The 17,117-nt window shown below is 73.1% G+C and carries 19 protein-coding genes; 10 read left to right on the top strand and 9 right to left on the bottom strand.

Translation table 11 applies throughout. The features are described 5' to 3' along the window. Positions 1-50: 50 nt before the first annotated feature. The 3 genes from ABD333_RS04450 to ABD333_RS04440 are packed head-to-tail and all read right to left on the bottom strand — an operon-like array spanning position 51 to position 3,705. Positions 51-1,499, bottom strand: coding sequence for an amidase (locus ABD333_RS04450; RefSeq protein WP_344537895.1), 1,449 nt, complete (start codon positions 1,497-1,499; stop codon positions 51-53). After that, positions 1,496-2,245, bottom strand: a complete 750-nt coding sequence (locus tag ABD333_RS04445) for a hypothetical protein (protein WP_344537893.1) — start codon at positions 2,243-2,245, stop codon at positions 1,496-1,498. Before ABD333_RS04445 ends, ABD333_RS04450 begins: the two co-directional genes overlap by 4 nt. Further along, on the bottom strand, positions 2,242-3,705 hold the full coding sequence (locus ABD333_RS04440) for an MFS transporter (protein ID WP_344537891.1): 1,464 nt from the start codon (positions 3,703-3,705) through the stop codon (positions 2,242-2,244). Before ABD333_RS04440 ends, ABD333_RS04445 begins: the two co-directional genes overlap by 4 nt. A 79-nt stretch (positions 3,706-3,784) precedes the next feature. Between ABD333_RS04440 and ABD333_RS04435 the strand changes: the two genes are divergently transcribed. Next, a complete protein-coding gene (locus tag ABD333_RS04435) occupies positions 3,785-4,462 on the top strand; it encodes an AfsR/SARP family transcriptional regulator (protein ID WP_344537889.1) in 678 nt (225 codons plus the stop codon). A gap of 33 nt (positions 4,463-4,495) precedes the next feature. Here ABD333_RS04435 and ABD333_RS04430 read toward each other — a convergent pair whose 3' ends face one another. The 3 genes from ABD333_RS04430 to ABD333_RS04420 all read right to left on the bottom strand — a co-directional run bounded on the left by ABD333_RS04430 (position 4,496) and on the right by ABD333_RS04420 (position 7,268). Continuing rightward, the gene (locus tag ABD333_RS04430; RefSeq protein WP_344537887.1) at positions 4,496-4,948 is read right to left on the bottom strand and encodes a hypothetical protein; all 453 of its coding nucleotides are present in this window, start codon (positions 4,946-4,948) and stop codon (positions 4,496-4,498) included. A gap of 769 nt (positions 4,949-5,717) precedes the next feature. After that, positions 5,718-6,221, bottom strand: a complete 504-nt coding sequence (locus tag ABD333_RS04425; protein WP_344537885.1) for an SAV_6107 family HEPN domain-containing protein — start codon at positions 6,219-6,221, stop codon at positions 5,718-5,720. Positions 6,222-6,485: 264 nt separating this feature from the next. Continuing rightward, positions 6,486-7,268 (bottom strand): peptidoglycan-binding protein, encoded by a 783-nt coding sequence (locus tag ABD333_RS04420; RefSeq protein WP_344537883.1) that lies wholly within the window; start codon positions 7,266-7,268, stop codon positions 6,486-6,488. 86 nt (positions 7,269-7,354) lie between these two features. On the opposite strand from ABD333_RS04420, the gene ABD333_RS04415 reads away from it, so the two are divergent. The 5 genes from ABD333_RS04415 (at position 7,355) to ABD333_RS04395 (ending at position 10,120) form a co-directional block, all read left to right on the top strand. After that, the gene (locus ABD333_RS04415) at positions 7,355-7,822 is read left to right on the top strand and encodes a YbaK/EbsC family protein (RefSeq protein WP_344537882.1); all 468 of its coding nucleotides are present in this window, start codon (positions 7,355-7,357) and stop codon (positions 7,820-7,822) included. A gap of 4 nt (positions 7,823-7,826) precedes the next feature. Then, a complete protein-coding gene (locus tag ABD333_RS04410; protein WP_344537880.1) occupies positions 7,827-8,183 on the top strand; it encodes an arsenate reductase family protein in 357 nt (118 codons plus the stop codon). Positions 8,184-8,227: 44 nt separating this feature from the next. Next, positions 8,228-9,055, top strand: coding sequence for a hypothetical protein (locus ABD333_RS04405; protein WP_344537878.1), 828 nt, complete (start codon positions 8,228-8,230; stop codon positions 9,053-9,055). A gap of 10 nt (positions 9,056-9,065) precedes the next feature. After that, complete coding sequence (locus ABD333_RS04400) at positions 9,066-9,398, top strand: hypothetical protein (protein ID WP_344537876.1); 333 nt, start codon at positions 9,066-9,068, stop codon at positions 9,396-9,398. Positions 9,399-9,520: 122 nt separating this feature from the next. Continuing rightward, a complete protein-coding gene (locus tag ABD333_RS04395) occupies positions 9,521-10,120 on the top strand; it encodes a GNAT family N-acetyltransferase (protein ID WP_344537874.1) in 600 nt (199 codons plus the stop codon). Here ABD333_RS04395 and metF read toward each other — a convergent pair. Continuing rightward, a complete protein-coding gene (gene metF, locus ABD333_RS04390; protein ID WP_344537873.1) occupies positions 10,057-10,989 on the bottom strand; it encodes a methylenetetrahydrofolate reductase [NAD(P)H] in 933 nt (310 codons plus the stop codon). The two genes, ABD333_RS04395 and metF, sit on opposite strands and share 64 nt — an antisense overlap. Before the next feature lie 90 nt (positions 10,990-11,079). Here metF and ABD333_RS04385 point away from each other — a divergent pair, with 90 nt between their 5' ends. The 4 genes from ABD333_RS04385 to ABD333_RS04370 all read left to right on the top strand — a co-directional run bounded on the left by ABD333_RS04385 (position 11,080) and on the right by ABD333_RS04370 (position 16,063). Then, on the top strand, positions 11,080-12,135 hold the full coding sequence (locus ABD333_RS04385; protein WP_344537872.1) for a polyprenyl synthetase family protein: 1,056 nt from the start codon (positions 11,080-11,082) through the stop codon (positions 12,133-12,135). 104 nt (positions 12,136-12,239) lie between these two features. Then, positions 12,240-12,767, top strand: a complete 528-nt coding sequence (locus ABD333_RS04380; protein WP_344537871.1) for a carboxymuconolactone decarboxylase family protein — start codon at positions 12,240-12,242, stop codon at positions 12,765-12,767. Next, positions 12,767-14,932: a beta-glucosidase family protein gene (locus ABD333_RS04375; protein ID WP_344537869.1), complete on the top strand. Its 2,166-nt coding sequence runs from the start codon at positions 12,767-12,769 to the stop codon at positions 14,930-14,932. Before ABD333_RS04380 ends, ABD333_RS04375 begins: the two co-directional genes overlap by 1 nt. 177 nt (positions 14,933-15,109) lie before the next feature. Beyond that, a complete protein-coding gene (locus tag ABD333_RS04370; RefSeq protein ID WP_344537867.1) occupies positions 15,110-16,063 on the top strand; it encodes a serine/threonine-protein kinase in 954 nt (317 codons plus the stop codon). A gap of 40 nt (positions 16,064-16,103) precedes the next feature. Here the strand turns inward: ABD333_RS04370 and ABD333_RS04365 are convergent, their stop codons facing one another. Together ABD333_RS04365 and thiE are read right to left on the bottom strand one after the other, a co-directional pair. Continuing rightward, positions 16,104-16,265: a hypothetical protein gene (locus ABD333_RS04365; RefSeq protein ID WP_344537866.1), complete on the bottom strand. Its 162-nt coding sequence runs from the start codon at positions 16,263-16,265 to the stop codon at positions 16,104-16,106. Positions 16,266-16,360: 95 nt separating this feature from the next. Next, positions 16,361-17,035, bottom strand: coding sequence for a thiamine phosphate synthase (gene thiE, locus ABD333_RS04360; RefSeq protein ID WP_344537864.1), 675 nt, complete (start codon positions 17,033-17,035; stop codon positions 16,361-16,363). Between the last annotated feature and the right edge of the window lie 82 nt (positions 17,036-17,117).

Genomic DNA, 17,117 nt, shown 5'->3' with positions numbered 1-17,117 from the left:
GGCCGTGAGGCCGGGCCCCGGATTCTTCTGTGCCCCTCAGTGACCGCGCCTCAGTGGCCGCAGCCGTCGTGCCCGTCGGGGCTGTGCCCGGTGTCCCCGGCCGCCAGCGCGGCGCGTTCCGCCGCCAGGGCAGGGTCGGCCGTGACGCCGTAGCCGGGCGCGTACCGCTGCCAGGGCAGGGCCGCCTCCAGCTGCGCAGCCAGGCCGAGCAGCAGCGCCTCCTTGCCCGGCGCGGCGACCAGCTGCACCGACAGGGGCAGGCCCGAGTCGCCCACGCCCATCGGCACCGACGCGGCGGGGAAGCCCGCCAGGTTCCAGGCGGCCGTCATCGGCGCGTACGTCATCGCGGAGCCCACGCTGTGCAGCCAGGAGCCCGAGCCCCACTGCCGGGCCTTAGGGGCCCGCTGGGCGAGGGTGGGCATCACCAGCACGTCACGCCGTTCGAACAGCGGCGCTACGGCCTCTCTGAACCGCGCACGGTCGTCGGCCTGCGGCGCCCGCACCCTGGAGATGAGCCGCCCGGCCCGAACGTGGCGCCGCGTACGCGTCTCAAGCCGCGGGTCCGACAGGTAGGGGCCGGCGTCCACCGCCGGGAGCGCGAACCACCGGGAGATCACCGCGGTCCCCGCCCAGAGCGGATAGGCGGGGTCGTCCCGGACCACGTGGTGGCCGAGCCCCACCAGGGCCTTGCCCGCCGCACGCACGGCCGCCCTCAGCTCCGGCCGGATGCGGACACCGGGCGCGGGCGGCTTGACCGACAGCGCGACGCGCACGCCGTGCGGCCCGTCCACCTCGGCGAGCGCGGGCGTCCCCGCCATCACCGCCAGCATCAGCGCGGCGTCGCCGACCGTGGTCGCGAGCGGGCCGTTCTCCGACATCGTGTCCCAGGCGTCGCCGCCGATCTCGGCCGGGACCACGCCCAGCCCCGGCTTGATGCCGAACAGGCCGCAGTTGGCCGCCGGAATCCTGATCGACCCCGCGCCGTCGTTCCCGTGCGCGACCGGCACCATCCCGGCCGCCACCGCCGCCGCCGCGCCGCCCGACGAGCCGCCCGCCGTCCGGGTCGGGTCCCACGGGTTGCGCGCGACGCCGTAGGCGTTGTCGGTGAACGGGTAGATGCCGAGCTCGGGCAGGTTGGTCAGCCCCACCACGACGGCGCCCGCCGCGCGCAGCCGCGCCACCACCGGGTGGTCGGACTCCTGCGGCACGTCCGGCGTGGCGGCCGACCCGCTGCGCATCGGCTCGCCCGCGACCGGCACGTTGTCCTTGATCGCCACCGGCACGCCCGCCATCGGCAGCCCGGCCCGGTCGCTCCGCGCGTCCACCTCCGCGGCCTCCGCCAGGGCACGCTCGCGGCGCACGCGGACGAACGCGCCCAGCTCGCCGTCCAGCGCGGCGATGGTGTCCAGATGGTCGCGCACCACCTCCGCCGCCGTGACCTCGCCCGCCCGTACCGCCGCCGCGATCTCCGTCGCGGTCCGCCCCACCCAGTCGCTCATGGGGACAAAGTCTGCCATTGCGGCAGCACGACCTGGCCGGTGACGAACTCGCTCCAGAGCCCGAACCGCAGGACCTTCGCGGGATGCCGCCGTTCGACGAACCCGACCGCCCTCCCCCGTTCCATCCGCGTCGCCCCGAACCACAGGCGGAACCTGGCGTTGCCCGCGCGCTGCCCGGGCGGAGTCGCGTTGGGCGGGATGATCTCGTCCAGCGCCCACCGGTAGCTCCCGCGATAGGGCGCCGCGGCCCGTTCGAGGGTCTGCTCCAGGATCACCCCGCTGGCCGGGAACACCACCAGCACCCCGCGCAGGCGCCCGATCCGTGTGTTGAACACCAGGACCTCGGTCTCCTGCCCGCCGAACGACGTCCCGACGCCGCCGCCGACCCGTGACCCGCCCGGGCACGCGCCGGGGCCCGAGGCCTCGATCACCGTTCGCGCGCACACCGGGAACGCGTCGGGGTTGAGCGTCAGGGACCGGTCGAACAGGAACACGAACCGCCGGGCCGCCGCCGACATCACGCCCGAGGCCGTCCGGCTCCTGCGGTCGAGCTCCACCGTGACGCTGCGGCCCGCGTCCGGCGTGACCGCCGCGGTGAGGGTGTCCAGGTTGTCCGGTCCGGCCACGTCGGCCTCGTACGGGCGCTGGGGCCCGCCGGGAGCGGGATCGGGCGGCACCGTATCCGCCAGCGCCGCCGAGGGCGCGGCCACCACGGCCGCCGCGACGAGAGAAGCGATGAGCCTCATGTGTTCCTCCCAGGGTCGTCGGCCCCAACCCGATCAACGCCCCCCGAAAGGCTCGATAAAGCCGTCGGAGCCACCGCGATCTCCTGCCCTCCCCTCGCCCGCTCCCCCCGGCGCGGCGCGATCAGGGCGACGACCAGCACGCCCGCCATCAGCACGCCGCTGACCGCGAACCCGATGGTGAACCCGCGCTCGCCGGGCAGGCCCGCGGTCACCGACGCCGCGACGAGGACCGCGCTGACCTGCGTGCCCAGCGAGGCGCCCACGGTACGGATGAGGGTGTTGATCCCGGTCGCGACCCCGGTCTCGCTCAGGGGCACGGCGGCGACCACGAGATTGGCGACCGCCGCGTACGCGAACCCGAGCCCGACACCGCGGACGGTGCCGCCCAGGTAGAGCTGCCACATGGCCCCGTGTTCGAACGCGAGGAACCCGTACCCCGCGCCTGTCGCGACCGCGTCCACCAGCAGCACCGCGCGCGACCCGATCCACCGGTCCAGCAGGCCCGCCGACATCCCCGCCGCCGTCATCCCGACGCTCGCCGGGATCTGCAGCAGCGCGGCCTGCGTGGCGGTGCCCCCGAACCCGAATCCGGAACGTTCCGGAAGCTGGACCAGCAGCGGGAAGAGCACCCCTCCCGCCATCAGCGCGTACCCCGCCAACAACGAGGCCGCGTTGGCGGTCCAGACGCCCCGCCGCCGCATCAGCCTCAGATCGATCAGCGGCTCGCGCACCCGGTGTTCCACCACCAGCCAGCAGACCGCCAGCGCCAAAGCCAGTGCCAGCAGCCCGATCACCCCAGGCGAGGCCCAACCCCAGTCCATGCCCTGCGTCAGCGCCGTCAGCGCCGCGACCAGCCACCCCGCGAAGAGCAGCGCTCCCCACCAGTCGACGCCCGCGCCCTCACGCGGCGCCGACGCTGGAACGATCCACCACGCGGCCACCAGGCCGGGTACCAGGCCCAGCACCGGCACCCACAGCAACCACCGCCACCCCAGATGGTCGATGACCGGCCCGGCGATGCACCACGAGAGCGCCCCGCCGAGCCCCAGCATCGACGACATCAACCCCACCGCCGAGACCGTCCGCTCGGGCGGGAACACGTCCCGGATGATCGTGTACGCCAGCGGGAAGACGCCTCCCCCGACCCCGGCCAGCACCCGCCCCGCCACCATCACCGGCAACGACCAGGCCGCCGCCGCGATGACCATCCCCACCGTCGCCACCGCGACCACGACGAGCAGCACCCGCCGCGGCCCGTACAGGTCGCCCAGGCGTCCCACGACCGGCGTGGACACCGCCGCCGAGAGGGTCATGGCCGTGAGCGCCCACGCGGCCCCCGCCGCCGTCGTGCGCAGGCCCTGCTGCAGGAGCGGCAACGCGGGCGTGACCACCGCCATCGAGAGCGAGTAGGCCATCACGCCCAGAAAGGCCAGCAACGGCACCAGACCCCGCACGATCACGCCTCCCCAAACATAAAGGCCCCCACAAGGGTCCCAGGGCCCTAGGAACGCGGTGCCGCGGCTCCCTACCGTCCTGCGCATGTCCCTATGCCCCGCCCGCGGGTGCCTGCATGTACTGGGCTCGTTCGTCTGCCACGTGGACGGTTGCGAGGTGCGCCTTCCGGAGCATCCTCGGCGCCTGGTCGTCCGCCTCGCCGTCGGCGAGCACAGGATGGCCAGACGGCTGGCCGCGGCCTGCCTGTGGCCCGACACCGACCACGCCGCACGCAGGCTCCGGTACGTGCTGTGGCAACTCCGCCGCCTCACCGGCGAGCAGATCATCCAGGCGGGTCACGACGCCGTCATGCTCGCCGACGGCGTCCACGTCGACCTCGACGAGGCGGAACGGCTCGTCCACCGGCCCCTCTCCACCGACACCGACTGGAGCCTGCTCGCCTGCCCGCTCCTCCCCGAGTCGGACGACGACGAGGTCCGCGCCGCGCGGCAACGCTGGGACCGTCTCCGGCTCCTCGCCCTGGAGCGGCTGGCGCACACCAAGCTCGCCGAGGGCGACATCTCCGGCGCGATCGACGTGGCCGGCCACGCGCTCGGCATCGACCCGCTGAACGAGGGTCCCCACCGCCTCCTCGCCGAGGCCAACCTGGCCCGCCACGACATGGCGACGGCCCGGCGCGTCTACGACGACTACCGGGCCGACCTCGACCACAACCTGGGCGTGGAGCCGAGCATGGAGTTCCGCCGCCTGCTCAGGCGGTAGCCGGGCGGGCCCGCAGGCCCGCCCGGCGCGCGCTCACGGGCACCTGATGGTGGTGCCCCTTTTGCTGCTCCAGGTGTGCAGGATACTCCCACCCTGCTTGGACAGGATGTGAGTCTTGTAGGGGTAGATGCTCTTCCGGTCACACGGGATGTTGATGGTCCTGAACTTGCCGGCGATCCAGCGCTGCTGGCCGCCGAGGCGCTGCCATCCCCAGGCGCGTTTCCGCCAGAGGCTGGCCGTGTGCACCCACGTCGCGTTGCACCCGGTCGACTTGACGTTGGCCTTGATCCGCTTCCCGACCCTGAACGGAGCGCCGGCGACGATATTGCACCGCCTCGCGGCCTCGGCCTCCGCGGCCGCCGCCGCGACCACCTGGGACACCGCGACCGCCTGCTCGGCCGGCCGTGCCGCGGCACTCACCGGCTGGGCCAATCCGACGACGGCCACGGCCGCCATGCCCACCGGCACGAGTTGGTAGAGCTTCATCGAGCCTCCCTGAAGGGGGTCTGTTGCTAGGAACAGCCCCGATCAGACAGCCCAAGCGTCCACAAGCCGTTTGCGAACCGTTTGCGGCCACGCCGATGGGGACACGGCCACCACCGGCGCGGTCATCTGACCTGGAACCGCCCCAGCGACCCGGTGCCGGGACCGCCGCCCGCCGGTGAGGAGTGGCGGACGACGGCCCCGGCTTCCGGCGCGGCCGCTCAGGGGGAGGGCGGCCGACCCCTCAACCGGGACTAGGAGCAAACCCCGGAAGAGGCGAGGGTGTGGGGACGAAGCCCCACACCGGGGGTTCGAGGGGATCCCCCCTGGACAGACACTGCCCGCCCGCTTGACCGGGACGTGGAGCCGAACCCCGGAAGAGGTCGGGGCGTGAGGGCAGAGCCCCCACACCGGCGTTTGCAGGAGGTCGTCCCCCTGGGCAGGCATCGAGCGGCCGAGGCCGGGGAAGATGCGGAAGGCATCAACCACACCCCTTCCCAAGAACGGCCACCCCTTCGACCGAGACGTGGAGCCGAACCCCGGAAGGGGTCGGGGGCGTGGGGGCGGAGCCCCCACACCGGGGGTTCCAGGGGGTCGTCCCCCTGGGCTGGCATCGCCGGGGGCGGCTCGGGGAAGGTGCCCGGAGGGCACCGACCACACTCCGCCCCGCACCCCGGGGGTTCCAGGGGGTCGCCCCCCTGGGAAGACACTGAGCGGCCGAGCCGCGGAAGGTGGCCGAAGGCCACCGACCACACTTCACCCCGAGGATCGCTCAACTCGCCCATGTGTCGGGTATCGGGAGGGTGGGCTGGCTGGGGATGCCGAGGGAGTCCTCGACCAGGGACACGAAGATCTCGGCGTCGTGGAGGAGCTCGTCGGCCTCGCGCGGCGTGACCGCTCTCGGGAGGCCCGCTTCGGCGGCGGCGCGCTTGTCGGCGCCGGCGGCGAAGAAGGCGGCCCATTCGCGCAGTGCCGGGTCGGCCTCGGGGAGCAGGACCCAGACGCTGCGGGGACGCCCGCGGCGGTGGGTCTCCAGGGGTTCCTTGGACGCCAGGACCGCCGCGGCGGCGCGCAGGGCGGCAAGGTGGGCGCAGACGTAGCGGACGGCGGGCGAGGTCGCCTCGGCCGCTTCGGCCAGGCCCATCCTGGCGGCCTGGAGCTGCCCGACGGCGGTGTGCGCGGGCCTGGGGGCAGGAAGCGGTCGGGGGCGAGGGCCCGGTGGCTGGCTGAACTGGGCGGACGAGTGAACGCTGTGCGCGGTCATCGTTGCGGACATGTTCTGTCTCCTTCCGGCTCGGGCCGGCCGGGCGGAGAGCTTCCCCTCACTCCGCCCGGCCGTCCGTCCCGTGGACAACCTCCACGGGGACGTCGCCCTGGCGCGGGCCGCGAGTCCCGCACCACGTCGAACATAAGTTCGACGCACTCACAGTAAATCGCCCTGACGACGATTCGTCAATGCGTTCGAACGCGTGTCACTGACCGGTGCGATTGCGCTGGTCAACGGCACGACACCAGTAGAACAGCCGGGTCGGACAATTCGTCAGCGAGGACGCCGGAGGTGGACCGGCACACCGGTCCCGACCAGCTTCGGGAAGTACTCGGCGACGTGCATCGGCATGCGTACGCAGCCGTGCGAGGCGGGGTAGCGGGGAACGTCCAGGGCGCCGTGGAACGCGATGCCGCCGTTGAAGTAGATCGGGTTGTAGAGCCGTCCGAGCGGTGAGACCTCCCAGCCGGAGGCGCGCCGCCCGGTCCGGAAGTCGCCGGTGCTGGTCGTGGCGTACCGGCAGCGCGCGACGGTGGCGCCGCGGTCCTTGGCGCAGTAGTACTCGCCGGAGCCGGACGAGATGTGCGTGATGAGGGCGGGCCTGCCGTCCTTGTAGACGACCAGGTACTGGCGGCGCAGGTCGACGTCCACGCGGTCGGCCTCGCGGCGCTTGGCCATCGGTTGCGGGGCCTTCGGGGCGTCCAGCGCGGCCCAGAGCCGCTTGTTCACGCTGTTGCTCACCTTGAGCCGGTTGACCTTCTGGAACGCCCACACGGCCATCTGCGTGCCGTTCCCGTACTTGCCGTCCACCCGGCCCGGGTCATAGCCGAGCCGCTTCAGGCGTTGCTGCAGTTCGCGTACGGCGGCCCCTTTGGCGCCCGGCTTCAGCCTGGGGTGCTGGGGCGGGGCCGGAGCAGAGCTTGTCGACTTGGGTGTGCCGGTAGCGGGGCCCGAGCTGCCGCTGGCCGGTGCGGAAGCGCCGGTGGCCGAGCCGTCGGCGGAACACCCCGTCAGGGCCACCGCGGCGGCGACCACGATCATCGTTCGCGCGTTCATCGCTCTCCCTCACCCGGCCCATGCCCCCTGCGTTCGGTTGGACGCCTCGTCGGCCGGTGAGGTTCGTACACCCTAAAGTGCTGGCCATGCATCCCAACGCCGAACGCGTGACCTCGGCCCTGCGTGCGAACGGGGCGGCCGGCGAGGTCATCGAACTCCCCGAGTCAGCCCCCACCGCCCAGGCCGCCGCCGACCAGCTCGGCTGCGAGGTCGGGGCCATCGCCAACAGTCTGATCTTCAACGCCGACGGGGCGCCGCTGCTGGTGCTGACGAGCGGCGCGCACCGGGTCGACACCGCGAGGATCGCCGCGCTGGTCGGGGCGGAGAAGGTCAGGCGGGCGACGCCCGAGTTCGTCCGGGAGTCCACGGGCCAGCCGATCGGCGGGGTCGCCCCCGTGGGCCATCCCGCGCCGATCCGTACCCTCGTGGACGTCTGGTTGCAGAAGCACGACCGGGTCTGGGCGGCGGGCGGCCACCCGCACACCGTCTTCCCGACCTCGTTCGACGAACTGCTGCGCATCACCGGGGGCGACCCGGCCGAAGTGGGAGACTGAGCACGTGAGCACCGAGATCTGGCACAACCCGCGCTGCTCGAAGAGCCGTACCGCCAAGGCCGCGCTGGACGAGGCGGGCGTCGAGTACGTGGAGCGCCGCTACCTGGACGATCCGCCGACGGCCGAGGAGTTCGCGGCGGTCCTCGACCGGATCGGCGCCGAGCCGTGGGAGGTGGCGCGGCTGACCGAGCCGGTCGCCAAGGAGCTCGGGCTGAAGGACCTCGAACACGACCGGGCGCGGTGGATCGAGCTCATGGTCGCCCACCCGGTGCTCATCCAGCGGCCGATCGTGCTGACGGACGGCGCCGCCGTGGTGGCCCGCGATCCCGACTCGGTCCGCAGGGCACTCGACAGCGCGTGATGTCAGTGTGATTCTGGGAAACCGGCTGCCGGTTGGGAGGGGCGATGACCGCGGAGATGCGCACCGGCCCGGGCGCACGTCACTCGGATTTCCGGGGCATCGACCCCGCCGCGCTCAACCGGCTCATCAAGCAGGTCAAGGACGCCGACAACGCGATCAAGAGCTGGCTGAACGGGCACCGGCCGCCGCCGGGCGTGTCGGCGGCCGGGTACCGCCAGGCTGACCAGGTCGCACAGTGGGCCGTCGACCAGCTGGGCATGCTGAGCCGCCGCTACAACTACGCCATCACGCATCCGGACCAGGGCGGCGGTGTGCACACGCCGCCGGTGCCGCCCTCGCCCGGCTCCGGCACACCCGGCCCCGGTGCGCCGGGAGGCGGCGGAACGCCCGCGCCGAAGATCCCTCCCCCACGCCGTGACAAGACCGTTCCGCGGGGCGCGGGCGGCCTCGGCGGCTTCCCCAACCGGCAGGCGGCCCTCAAGGCGGCCAAGGCCGACGCGCTCGCGGTGGCCGGCGCCCTCCAGGACCGCCGGCCCATCCCGGATTCGGTCTGGAGGCACCTCAAGGCCAACGCCGACGATCCGGACTACACCGAGCGGCTGTACGAGCGGCTGGGCCCGGCCGGGGTCGCCGGCCTGATCGAGGCGGCGAACGGCGACCAGGCCAAGCTCAGGGCGATCCAGGAGGCGCTCGGCATGGCCAGCCACCACGTGCCGATGGACGTCAAATGGTTGCGGGCGCTGCTGGCGGAGGCCGACCGCACCGGCAACCGCGCGCTGGTCGTGCGGCTCCTCACGGAAGCCGACGTGACCCAGAAGACCCGCGACGCCATGGCCAAGCTCGGCCTGCACCCCCGTACCCAGTCGGCATAGTGAGGTCCTGATGGCAGCTCCGCCGCCTCCCGGCAGCCTCCCGCCGCCCCTGGACGAGGCGGCGGCGGTAAGCCTGCCGCCCACCGAACAGCCCAATCCCGCCTACCGGCAGCTCTACCAGTCATACGTCGACGCGTACGGCAGCATCGGGCAGCTCCGCAAGGCCCTGGACCCGGCTCTCAAGACCCTGCGCGGCACGGACGCCTGGCTCGGGCCGGAGGCCCGGGAGTGGGGCGGCCAGCTCGACGCCCAGCGCGGCCACCTGCAGAAGGCCGCCGACCGCATCCTGTGGGACATCTACGACCGCCTGTCCGCCACCCAACGGGTCATCGCCCGCCTCTGAGCGCCAAGCGGAGCTTGTCGATCTAATGGGGGGTGGGTGGGGGCCGCAGGACGGCTGCCAAGCGGAGCTTGTCGATCTAATGGGGGGTGGGTGGGGGCCGGTGGAGGTCTACGCTTCTGCCCGTGAGGGAGCCGAAGCTGCGCGAGATCGACGAGCGGATGTTCCTGCGCCGTCTGAGCCCGATCCTGGACGTCTACGCGGCCGCGATGCGGCCGCCGTCGGAGCAGTTGCCGGGCCGCCACACGATCATGGAACGGCACGCCGCGTACCCGGGCTTCCGGGCGTTCGTGGCCGAACGGCGTGGATCCTTCCTCTCCCCCGTCGAGGTCGCCGGCTTCGCGTACGGCTTCCACGGCGCCGCCGGGCAGTGGTGGCACGACGTCGTCCACAACGCCCTCACCGGGGTCGGCGGCCCTGACCACGCGGCGGAGTGGCTCGACGACCCGTTCGAGGTCGCCGAGCTGCACGTCCATCCGGAGCACCAGGGCCGGGGGCTCGGCCGGGCGCTGCTGACGTCGCTGTGCGAGGGGCGCCGCGAGCGGACCGTGGTGCTGTCGACGCTCGACCGCATACCCGACTCGCCCGCCCGGCGCCTCTACCGGTCGGTGGGCATGGTCGATCTGCTCACCGACTTCGAGTTTCCGGGCGGCGGGCCGCGCTACGCGGTCATGGGCGCGGCGTTCCCGCTGGCCCCGTACGCGGCGGCGTCGAGCAGCCCGTAGACCTCGCGGGTCGCCGTCGACTTGTTGAACGTGATGAAGTGGATACCGGGGGCGTCCTGGTCGAGGAGCTCGCGGCAGAGCCCGGCGGCGTGCTCGATGCCCAGCCGCCGGACGGCCTCCGGGTCGTCCGCGACGGCCTCGAAGCGGGCCCGCAGCTCCGGCGGGAACGGCGCGCCGGACAGCTGCTCGGACCGTTCGATCGTGCTCAGCTGCGTCACCGGCATGATGCCCGGCAGGATCGGTACGTCACAGCCCTCCGCCACGACCCGGTCGCGCAGCCGGAAGTAGTCCTCGGCGCGGAAGAACATCTGCGTGATCGCGTAGTCGGCGCCCGCCCGGCACTTCTCGACGAAGTAGCGGGTGTCGCTCTCGATGTCGCGCGACCTCGGGTGTTTGTAGGGGAACGCGGCGACGCCGACGCAGAAGTCGCCGTACGAGCGGATCATCCTGACCAGGTCGGCCGCGTACTCGACGCCCTCGGGGTGCTTGATCCACTCACCCATGGGGTCGCCCGGCGGGTCGCCGCGCAGGGCGAGGATGTTGCGCACGCCCACGGCGGCGAACCGGCCGATGAGGTTGCGCAGCTCGGCCTGGGAGTGGTTGACCGCGGTGAAGTGCGCCACCGGGGTCAGGGTGGTGTCGGTGGCGATCCGCTCGACGATGTCGACGGTCGTGTCGCGGGTGCCGCCGCCCGCCCCGTACGTCACCGAGACGAACGTCGGGTGCAGCGACTCCAGCTCGCGGATCGTACGCCAGAGGCTCCGGACCCCTTTGTCGGTCTTGGGAGGGAAGAACTCGAACGAGAACGATCGGCCGCCGCCCGCGAGCAGCTCGCGGATGGCCGGCGCTCGGTCGGGTGCCTGTCGCATTCCCACAGCCTAATGGAGGCCGCGTGGCCCTCCCGTCGCGGCGGCGTCACGATGGATGCGATCGGCGGCCAGATGGATACGATCACGGACATGTCCACCCGGCTCATACGCAAGGAGGTCGACGAGGCGCTCTGGGCCTTCGTCGACCGGCAGCGTCCCGGCCTCCTGGCCATCAGCGACGAGCTGGGCCCCATGGTCTCGGCCCTCGACGCGCTGCTGTCCGGCGGCAAGCGGCTGCGCCCGGCCTTCTGCTACTGGGGCTGGCGCGGCGCCGGCGGGCCCGCCGGCGCGCCGGGCATCGTGACCGCCGCCGCGTCCCTGGAGCTGCTGCAGGCCAGCGCGCTGATCCATGACGACGTCATGGACTCCAGCGACACCCGCCGGGGGCAGCCGTCCGCGCACCGCCGGTTCGAGGCGATGCACCGCGAGCAGGGCTGGCCGGGTGCGGCGGCGCCGTTCGGCGCGGGCGCCGCGATCCTGCTGGGTGATCTTTGTCTCGCCTGGTCGAGCGAGATGTACGAGTCGGCGGCGCTGGACGCCGCCGGCCTCGGCCGGGGTCGCGCCGTGTACGACCTGATGCGGACCGAGGTCATGGCCGGCCAGTATCTGGACATGCTGGAGGGCACCCGCGACACCGGCACGGTCGAGACGGCGCTGCGGGTGGTCGAGTACAAGAGCGCGAAGTACACCGTCGAGCGCCCGCTGCACCTGGGCGCGGCGCTGGCCGGGGGGTCCACCGAGGTCATCGAGTCCCTGAGCGCCTACGGGCGGCCGCTCGGCGTCGCGTTCCAGCTCCGGGACGACGTGCTCGGGGTGTTCGGCGACCCGGCCGAGACCGGCAAGCCGGCCGGTGACGATCTCCGCGAGGGCAAGCGGACGGTGCTGATCGCCCTGACCCTCGAACGGGCGGATGCGGCGGCGGCCGCGGCCGTCCGGCGGCGGCTGGGCGATCCCGCGCTGGACGACGCCGGGGTGGCCGGGCTGCGCGCGATCATCGAGGAGACGGGCGGCCTGGCCGCCTGCGAGGCCATGATCGACCGGTACGCGGCCGAGGCCGCCGCCGCGCTGGACGCCGCGCCGCTGACAGCTGAAGCCCGGGAGGCGCTGGGCGAGCTCACGATCGCCGCCACCGCCCGCCGCGTCTGAACGCCCTCCCAGTTCCTCCGTGACGCCGGCGAAAATGACACGATGTGGCCACATCGGCCGCTCGGGGTAGCACTGTTCCACCGTTTGGTGGCAGAAATGTCGCCATGTCTGCCGAAACGCCCCGGATCGCCCCGCTACCCCAGGACGAATGGAGCGACCTGCTCAAGGCCGTGGCCGAGACCGCCGGTCCGCTCAACGTCTTCACCACCCTGGGCCGCCACCCCGCGTTGTTCGAGTCGTGGATCGGCTTTGGCTCGATGCTGCTCATGAAGGGCACGCTCGGCGCCCGCGACCGCGAGCTGGCCATCCTGCGCACGGCCCACCACCGGTCCTGCGCGTACGAGTGGCACCACCACCGCCGGCTGGGGCTGGACGCGGGTCTCACCGAGGCGGAGATCGCCGCGCTGCGGCTCGGCCTCGACGACCACGGCTGGAGCGCCGCCGACCGCATGGTCCTGGCGGCGGCCGACGACCTCCACTCGCGCGGCACCGTGAGCGACGCCACCTGGGCCGAGCTGGCCGGGCGCTTCGACGAGCGCGAACTGATCGAGCTGGTGATACTCATCGGGCATTACCACATGGTGGCGTTCGCGCTGAACGCGCTGCGCGTCCAGCCGGAGAAGAGCCACTGATGGACGCCGCCGGAAGAACCACCGCCCGAAGAGCCCTCGCCGCGGCGGGCGCGCTGGCCTCCGTCCTCGCCCTGATGGTCGTGCCCTCTCCGGCGGACGCCGCGGCCGGACGATGCGGCGACCCGGCACGGCGGCCGTGGTGCGACACCTCGCTCGGTGCCGACCGGCGGGCCGCTCTGCTGCTCGCCGCGATGACGCTGGACGAGAAGATCGCGCTGATGGCGTCGGACGACCCGCTGGGCGGGCCGCTCGGCGGGTTCAGCGAGAACGCGCACGCCGACACCAACGCCGGGATCCCGCGCCTGGGCATACCGCCGCTCTACATGGCCGACGGCCCCGCCGGGGTACGCCAGGGCAGGGCCACCCAGCTGCCCGCGCCGATCTCCGTCGCCGCCGGGTTCGACCCGGACGCGGCGCGGCGGTACGGCGCCACGGTGGGCTGGGAGGCCCGGCACCGCGGCAACGACGTGATCTTCGGCCCGACCGTCGACGTGCTGCGCACCCCGCGGAACGGGCGCACCTTCGAGGCCTTCGGCGAGGACCCGTACCTCGCCGCGACGACCGGCGCGTCCTGGGTCCGCGGCGCGCAGGGCCAGGGCGTGTCGGCCTCGGTCAAGCACCTGGCCGTCTACACGCAGGAGACCGACCGCCACAGCCTCAACATGAGGGTCGCCGAACGCACGCTCCGCGAGATCTACCTGCCGCCGTTCGAGGCGGCCGTCAAGGACGGCGGGGCCGGGGCGGTGATGTGCGGGTTCGGCCAGTTGAACGGACGCTGGGCCTGCGAGGACGGGGCCGTCCTCAACAAGATCCTGCGTGCGGAATGGGGCTTCAAGGGCTTCGTGCCGTCCGACCACACCGCGGCGCACGACGCCGCGAGCGCCGCCAACGGCGGCCTCGACATGGAGCTGCCGATCGGGATCAGGTTCAACGCCTGGAACCTCAAGCGCGCGATCACCGAGAAGAAGGTCTCACCCGCCAAGATCGACGGCGCCGCCCGCAACATCCTCCGCATGATGTTCGCTTTCGGGGTCTTCGACCGCGCCGCGTACCCCAACGACCTCACCAGGATCGACCGGACCGCGAGCGAGGCCACCGCGCGCGGGCTGGCCGAGAACGGGATCACGCTGCTCAAGAACACCGGCGGCGCGCTGCCGCTGAAGGCTCCCGCGTCGATCGCGCTGATCGGCAAGCCCGCCGACGAGAACCCCAGCGGATTCGGCTCGGCCCAGGTGCAGCCGTTCGGCGGCGTCACCCCGCGCCAGGGCATCGCGCGGCGCGCCGGGACGGGCACCAAGGTCACCTACCACGACGGCGGCGACCGGCGCCGGGCCGCCGCGGCCGCCAGGGAGGCCGAGGTCGCGATCGTCTTCGCCGCCGACGGCCAGGGCGAGTTCTTCGACAAGTCGTGCCTGACGCTGGCCTGCGCCGGCCTGTTCGCGCGCGACCACGACGCGCTGATCTCCGAGGTCGCCAAGGCCAACCCCAACACCATCGTCGTGCTGGAGACCGGCGGCCCCGTGACCGCGCCCTGGGCGGACCAGGTCAAGGGCATCGTGGAGGCCTGGTACCCCGGCCAGCAGGGCGGCGACGCGATCGCCCGCGTTCTGTACGGGGACGTCGACCCCGGAGGGCGCCTCCCGGTGAGCTTCCCCGTCCGCGAGAGCGACGTGCCGACGGCGGGCAACCCGGCTCAGTATCCGGGCGCCGGCAAGACCGTGACGTTCTCCGAAGGCGTGTTCGTCGGTTACCGGCACTACGACGCCCGAGGGATCGCACCGCGCTTCCCGTTCGGTCACGGCCTGTCCTACACCGCCTTCCGCTACAGCAACCTCTCCGTGAGCCGCACCGGCGTACAGGTCACCGTGACCAACACGGGCTCGCGCTCCGGCATCGCCGTACCGCAGCTCTACCTCGGCCTGCCATCCCCCGGCGTGGACGTCCCGCAGCCGCCCCGGCAGCTGAAGGGCTACCGCAAGGTCTCCTTGGCACCCGGCGCGAGCACCCGCGTCACGTTCCCGCTGACGTCGCGTTCCCTGGCCTACTGGAACGACTCGGCGGACGCCTGGAAGGTCGCCCCGGGCTGCTACAAGGTCATGGTCGGCGCCTCGTCACGCGACATCGCCCTGACGGGGAGCTTCTGCGAGCGCGCGACCGGGTCATGAAGCGAGCCGAAAGCAATGAACGAGCCGGAGGCGATGCGATGAACGAGCCGGAGGCGATGCAGTGAACGCAGCCGCCCGCTGAGGAAGATCGGAGATACCCGCGCGGTTGTCGGCCGCACGCGGTACAAATGACCCAATCAGGCAATCCACCTCGTCCCCGCCGAGCCGGAGCCCCCCGTGCCGCACGATTCCCTTCCAGGGCGGACGCTTCCGCGTCCGTCCCGCCACGACCGGCCGCTGGGGCCGGACGATCCGCATCGCGTAGGCGGCTACGAGCTGCTGGGCCGCCTCGGTGAGGGCGGCCAGGGCGTGGTCTACCTCGGCCGTGCCGCGGACGGCGAGCTGGTGACCGTCAAGCTGCTGCGCGGCGGCATGGCCGCCGGGCAGCGGGCGCGCAGCCGGTTCGTCAAGGAGGTCGACGCCGCGCGGCAGGTGGCCAACCGGCACACCGCCCGGGTGCTGGACGCCGACGTGACCGGCGACCGCCCCTACATCGTCAGCGAGTTCGTCGAGGGCACGTCGCTGCAGTACGTCGTCGAGGAGGACGGCCCCCTGCCGGAGCCGCAGCTCCACCGGCTCGCACTGCGCACCGCGGGCGCCCTGGCCGCCATCCACCGGGCGGGCGTCGTGCACCGCGACTTCAAGCCCGGCAACGTGCTGCTCGGCCCGGACGGCGCGAAGGTCATCGACTTCGGCATCGCCCGGACGCCCGACGCGACACCCATCACCACCGGGCCGGTCGGCACCCCCGCCTACATGGCGCCCGAGCAGATCGAGGACGAGCCCGTCGGATCGCCCGCGGACGTCTTCTCGTGGGGCGCCACGATGGTGTTCGCCGCCACCGGGCGGCCTCCGTTCGGCACGGGGGCGACCGCCGCGGTCATGCGCCGGGTCACCACGCGCCGTCCCGACCTCGGCGACCTGGACGGGCCGCTGCGCGACCTGGTCGCCCGCTGCCTCGACAAGAACCCGGCCGCCCGCCCGAGGGCCGGGCAGCTCGTCCGGGCGCTGCGCGACAACGAGGTGCCGACGCCCAAACCCAAGCCCACGCGCATCCCCGCCTACCGCTGGCGGATGATGCTCGCCCTCGCGGCGGTGATGACGCTGGGCTTCCTGATCGGGCTGCTCTAGCGTCCCGGTCAGGCCGCTGCAAACGTCACCGCCGCGGACGTCACCAGTGCGGCGGGCGATCCTCCAGCAGGCGGTCGTCGTCGCTTCCGCCGCCGCGCCACTCGCCCCAGCCGGTGTCGGTGTCGTCCGACGTCTGGTCCGGAAGGATCTCCAGGTCGTCGTCCAGCTCGACCGGCCGGTCGTCGTCGGGTCCCAAGGTCATGCGTCCATTCTGCGGCATGCCGCGAACTGCTATCGGCGAACCCCCGGTGTCGGCGGCGTGAACGGAACCGGTCCGCCCGCCGCGCCACGGGCGGATCAGTCGGCGGGTGGCAGGCGCCGCGCGAACTCGGCCGCCGCGGCGCCCGGATCGGCGGCCTCGGTGAGCGCCCGGACGACCACGACCCGGCGGGCTCCGGTGGCGAGCACCTCGTCGAGGTTGCCGAGGTCGATTCCGCCGATGGCGAACCAGGGCCGCCCCTCGCGCTGCGCCGCCACGTACTCCAGCAGCTTGGGCCCGGGCGCCTCGCGGCCCGGCTTGGTCGGGGTCGGCCAGACCGGGCCGGCGCAGAAGTAGTCGACGCCCGGCTCGGCGGCGGCGGCGGTGGCCTGCTCGCCCGAGTGGGTGGAACGGCCGATCAGGATGTCCTCGCCCACCATGGCGCGGGCCGCCGGAACGGGCAGGTCGTCCTGTCCGAGGTGGAGCACGTCGGCGTGCACGGCGTGGGCGACGTCGGCGCGGTCGTTGACCGCCAGCAGGGCGCCGTGCCGTTCGCACGCGGCCCGGAACACCCGCAGGTGCTCGATCTCCTGCCGCGCCTCCAGGCCCTTCTGGCGGAGCTGGACGATGTCCACCCCGTTCGCCAGGACGGCGTCGAGGAACTCCGGCAGGTCGCCCTGGCGCTCCCGGGCGTCCGTGCAGAGGTAGAGGCGCGCGCGGCTGAGCCGGGCTCGGAGGGCGACCGCGCGATCGGAGAGCAGGTGCCTGGACACGGTGCGGGCCGGTTCCTTTCTCAGACGTGGATGCGGGGCCACGCGGACATCGCCCGCGTGACCCCGCAATCCTGCCACGTCA

The sequence above is a fragment of the Actinomadura fulvescens genome, from assembly GCF_039533225.1.
Taxonomy (GTDB): Bacteria; Actinomycetota; Actinomycetes; order Streptosporangiales; family Streptosporangiaceae; genus Spirillospora; species Spirillospora fulvescens.
The sequence above is the reverse complement of the archived record's forward strand: the minus strand, read 5'-3'. Positions and strand labels throughout refer to the sequence as shown.

What these genes read in the sequence shown, in the direction of transcription:
- ABD333_RS04420 (WP_344537883.1), bottom strand. Translation starts at nt 7,268, where the DNA reads ATGAACGCGCGAACGATGATCGTGGTCGCCGCCGCGGTGGCCCTGACG.
- ABD333_RS04380 (WP_344537871.1), top strand. Translation starts at nt 12,240, where the DNA reads ATGTCTGCCGAAACGCCCCGGATCGCCCCGCTACCCCAGGACGAATGG.
- ABD333_RS04375 (WP_344537869.1), top strand. Translation starts at nt 12,767, where the DNA reads ATGGACGCCGCCGGAAGAACCACCGCCCGAAGAGCCCTCGCCGCGGCG.
- ABD333_RS04425 (WP_344537885.1), bottom strand. Translation starts at nt 6,221, where the DNA reads ATGTCCGCAACGATGACCGCGCACAGCGTTCACTCGTCCGCCCAGTTC.
- ABD333_RS04385 (WP_344537872.1), top strand. Translation starts at nt 11,080, where the DNA reads ATGTCCACCCGGCTCATACGCAAGGAGGTCGACGAGGCGCTCTGGGCC.
- ABD333_RS04430 (WP_344537887.1), bottom strand. Translation starts at nt 4,948, where the DNA reads ATGAAGCTCTACCAACTCGTGCCGGTGGGCATGGCGGCCGTGGCCGTC.
- ABD333_RS04435 (WP_344537889.1), top strand. Translation starts at nt 3,785, where the DNA reads ATGTCCCTATGCCCCGCCCGCGGGTGCCTGCATGTACTGGGCTCGTTC.
- ABD333_RS04400 (WP_344537876.1), top strand. Translation starts at nt 9,066, where the DNA reads ATGGCAGCTCCGCCGCCTCCCGGCAGCCTCCCGCCGCCCCTGGACGAG.
- ABD333_RS04405 (WP_344537878.1), top strand. Translation starts at nt 8,228, where the DNA reads ATGACCGCGGAGATGCGCACCGGCCCGGGCGCACGTCACTCGGATTTC.
- ABD333_RS04415 (WP_344537882.1), top strand. Translation starts at nt 7,355, where the DNA reads ATGCATCCCAACGCCGAACGCGTGACCTCGGCCCTGCGTGCGAACGGG.
- ABD333_RS04450 (WP_344537895.1), bottom strand. Translation starts at nt 1,499, where the DNA reads ATGAGCGACTGGGTGGGGCGGACCGCGACGGAGATCGCGGCGGCGGTA.
- metF (WP_344537873.1), bottom strand. Translation starts at nt 10,989, where the DNA reads ATGCGACAGGCACCCGACCGAGCGCCGGCCATCCGCGAGCTGCTCGCG.
- ABD333_RS04445 (WP_344537893.1), bottom strand. Translation starts at nt 2,245, where the DNA reads ATGAGGCTCATCGCTTCTCTCGTCGCGGCGGCCGTGGTGGCCGCGCCC.
- ABD333_RS04365 (WP_344537866.1), bottom strand. Translation starts at nt 16,265, where the DNA reads ATGACCTTGGGACCCGACGACGACCGGCCGGTCGAGCTGGACGACGAC.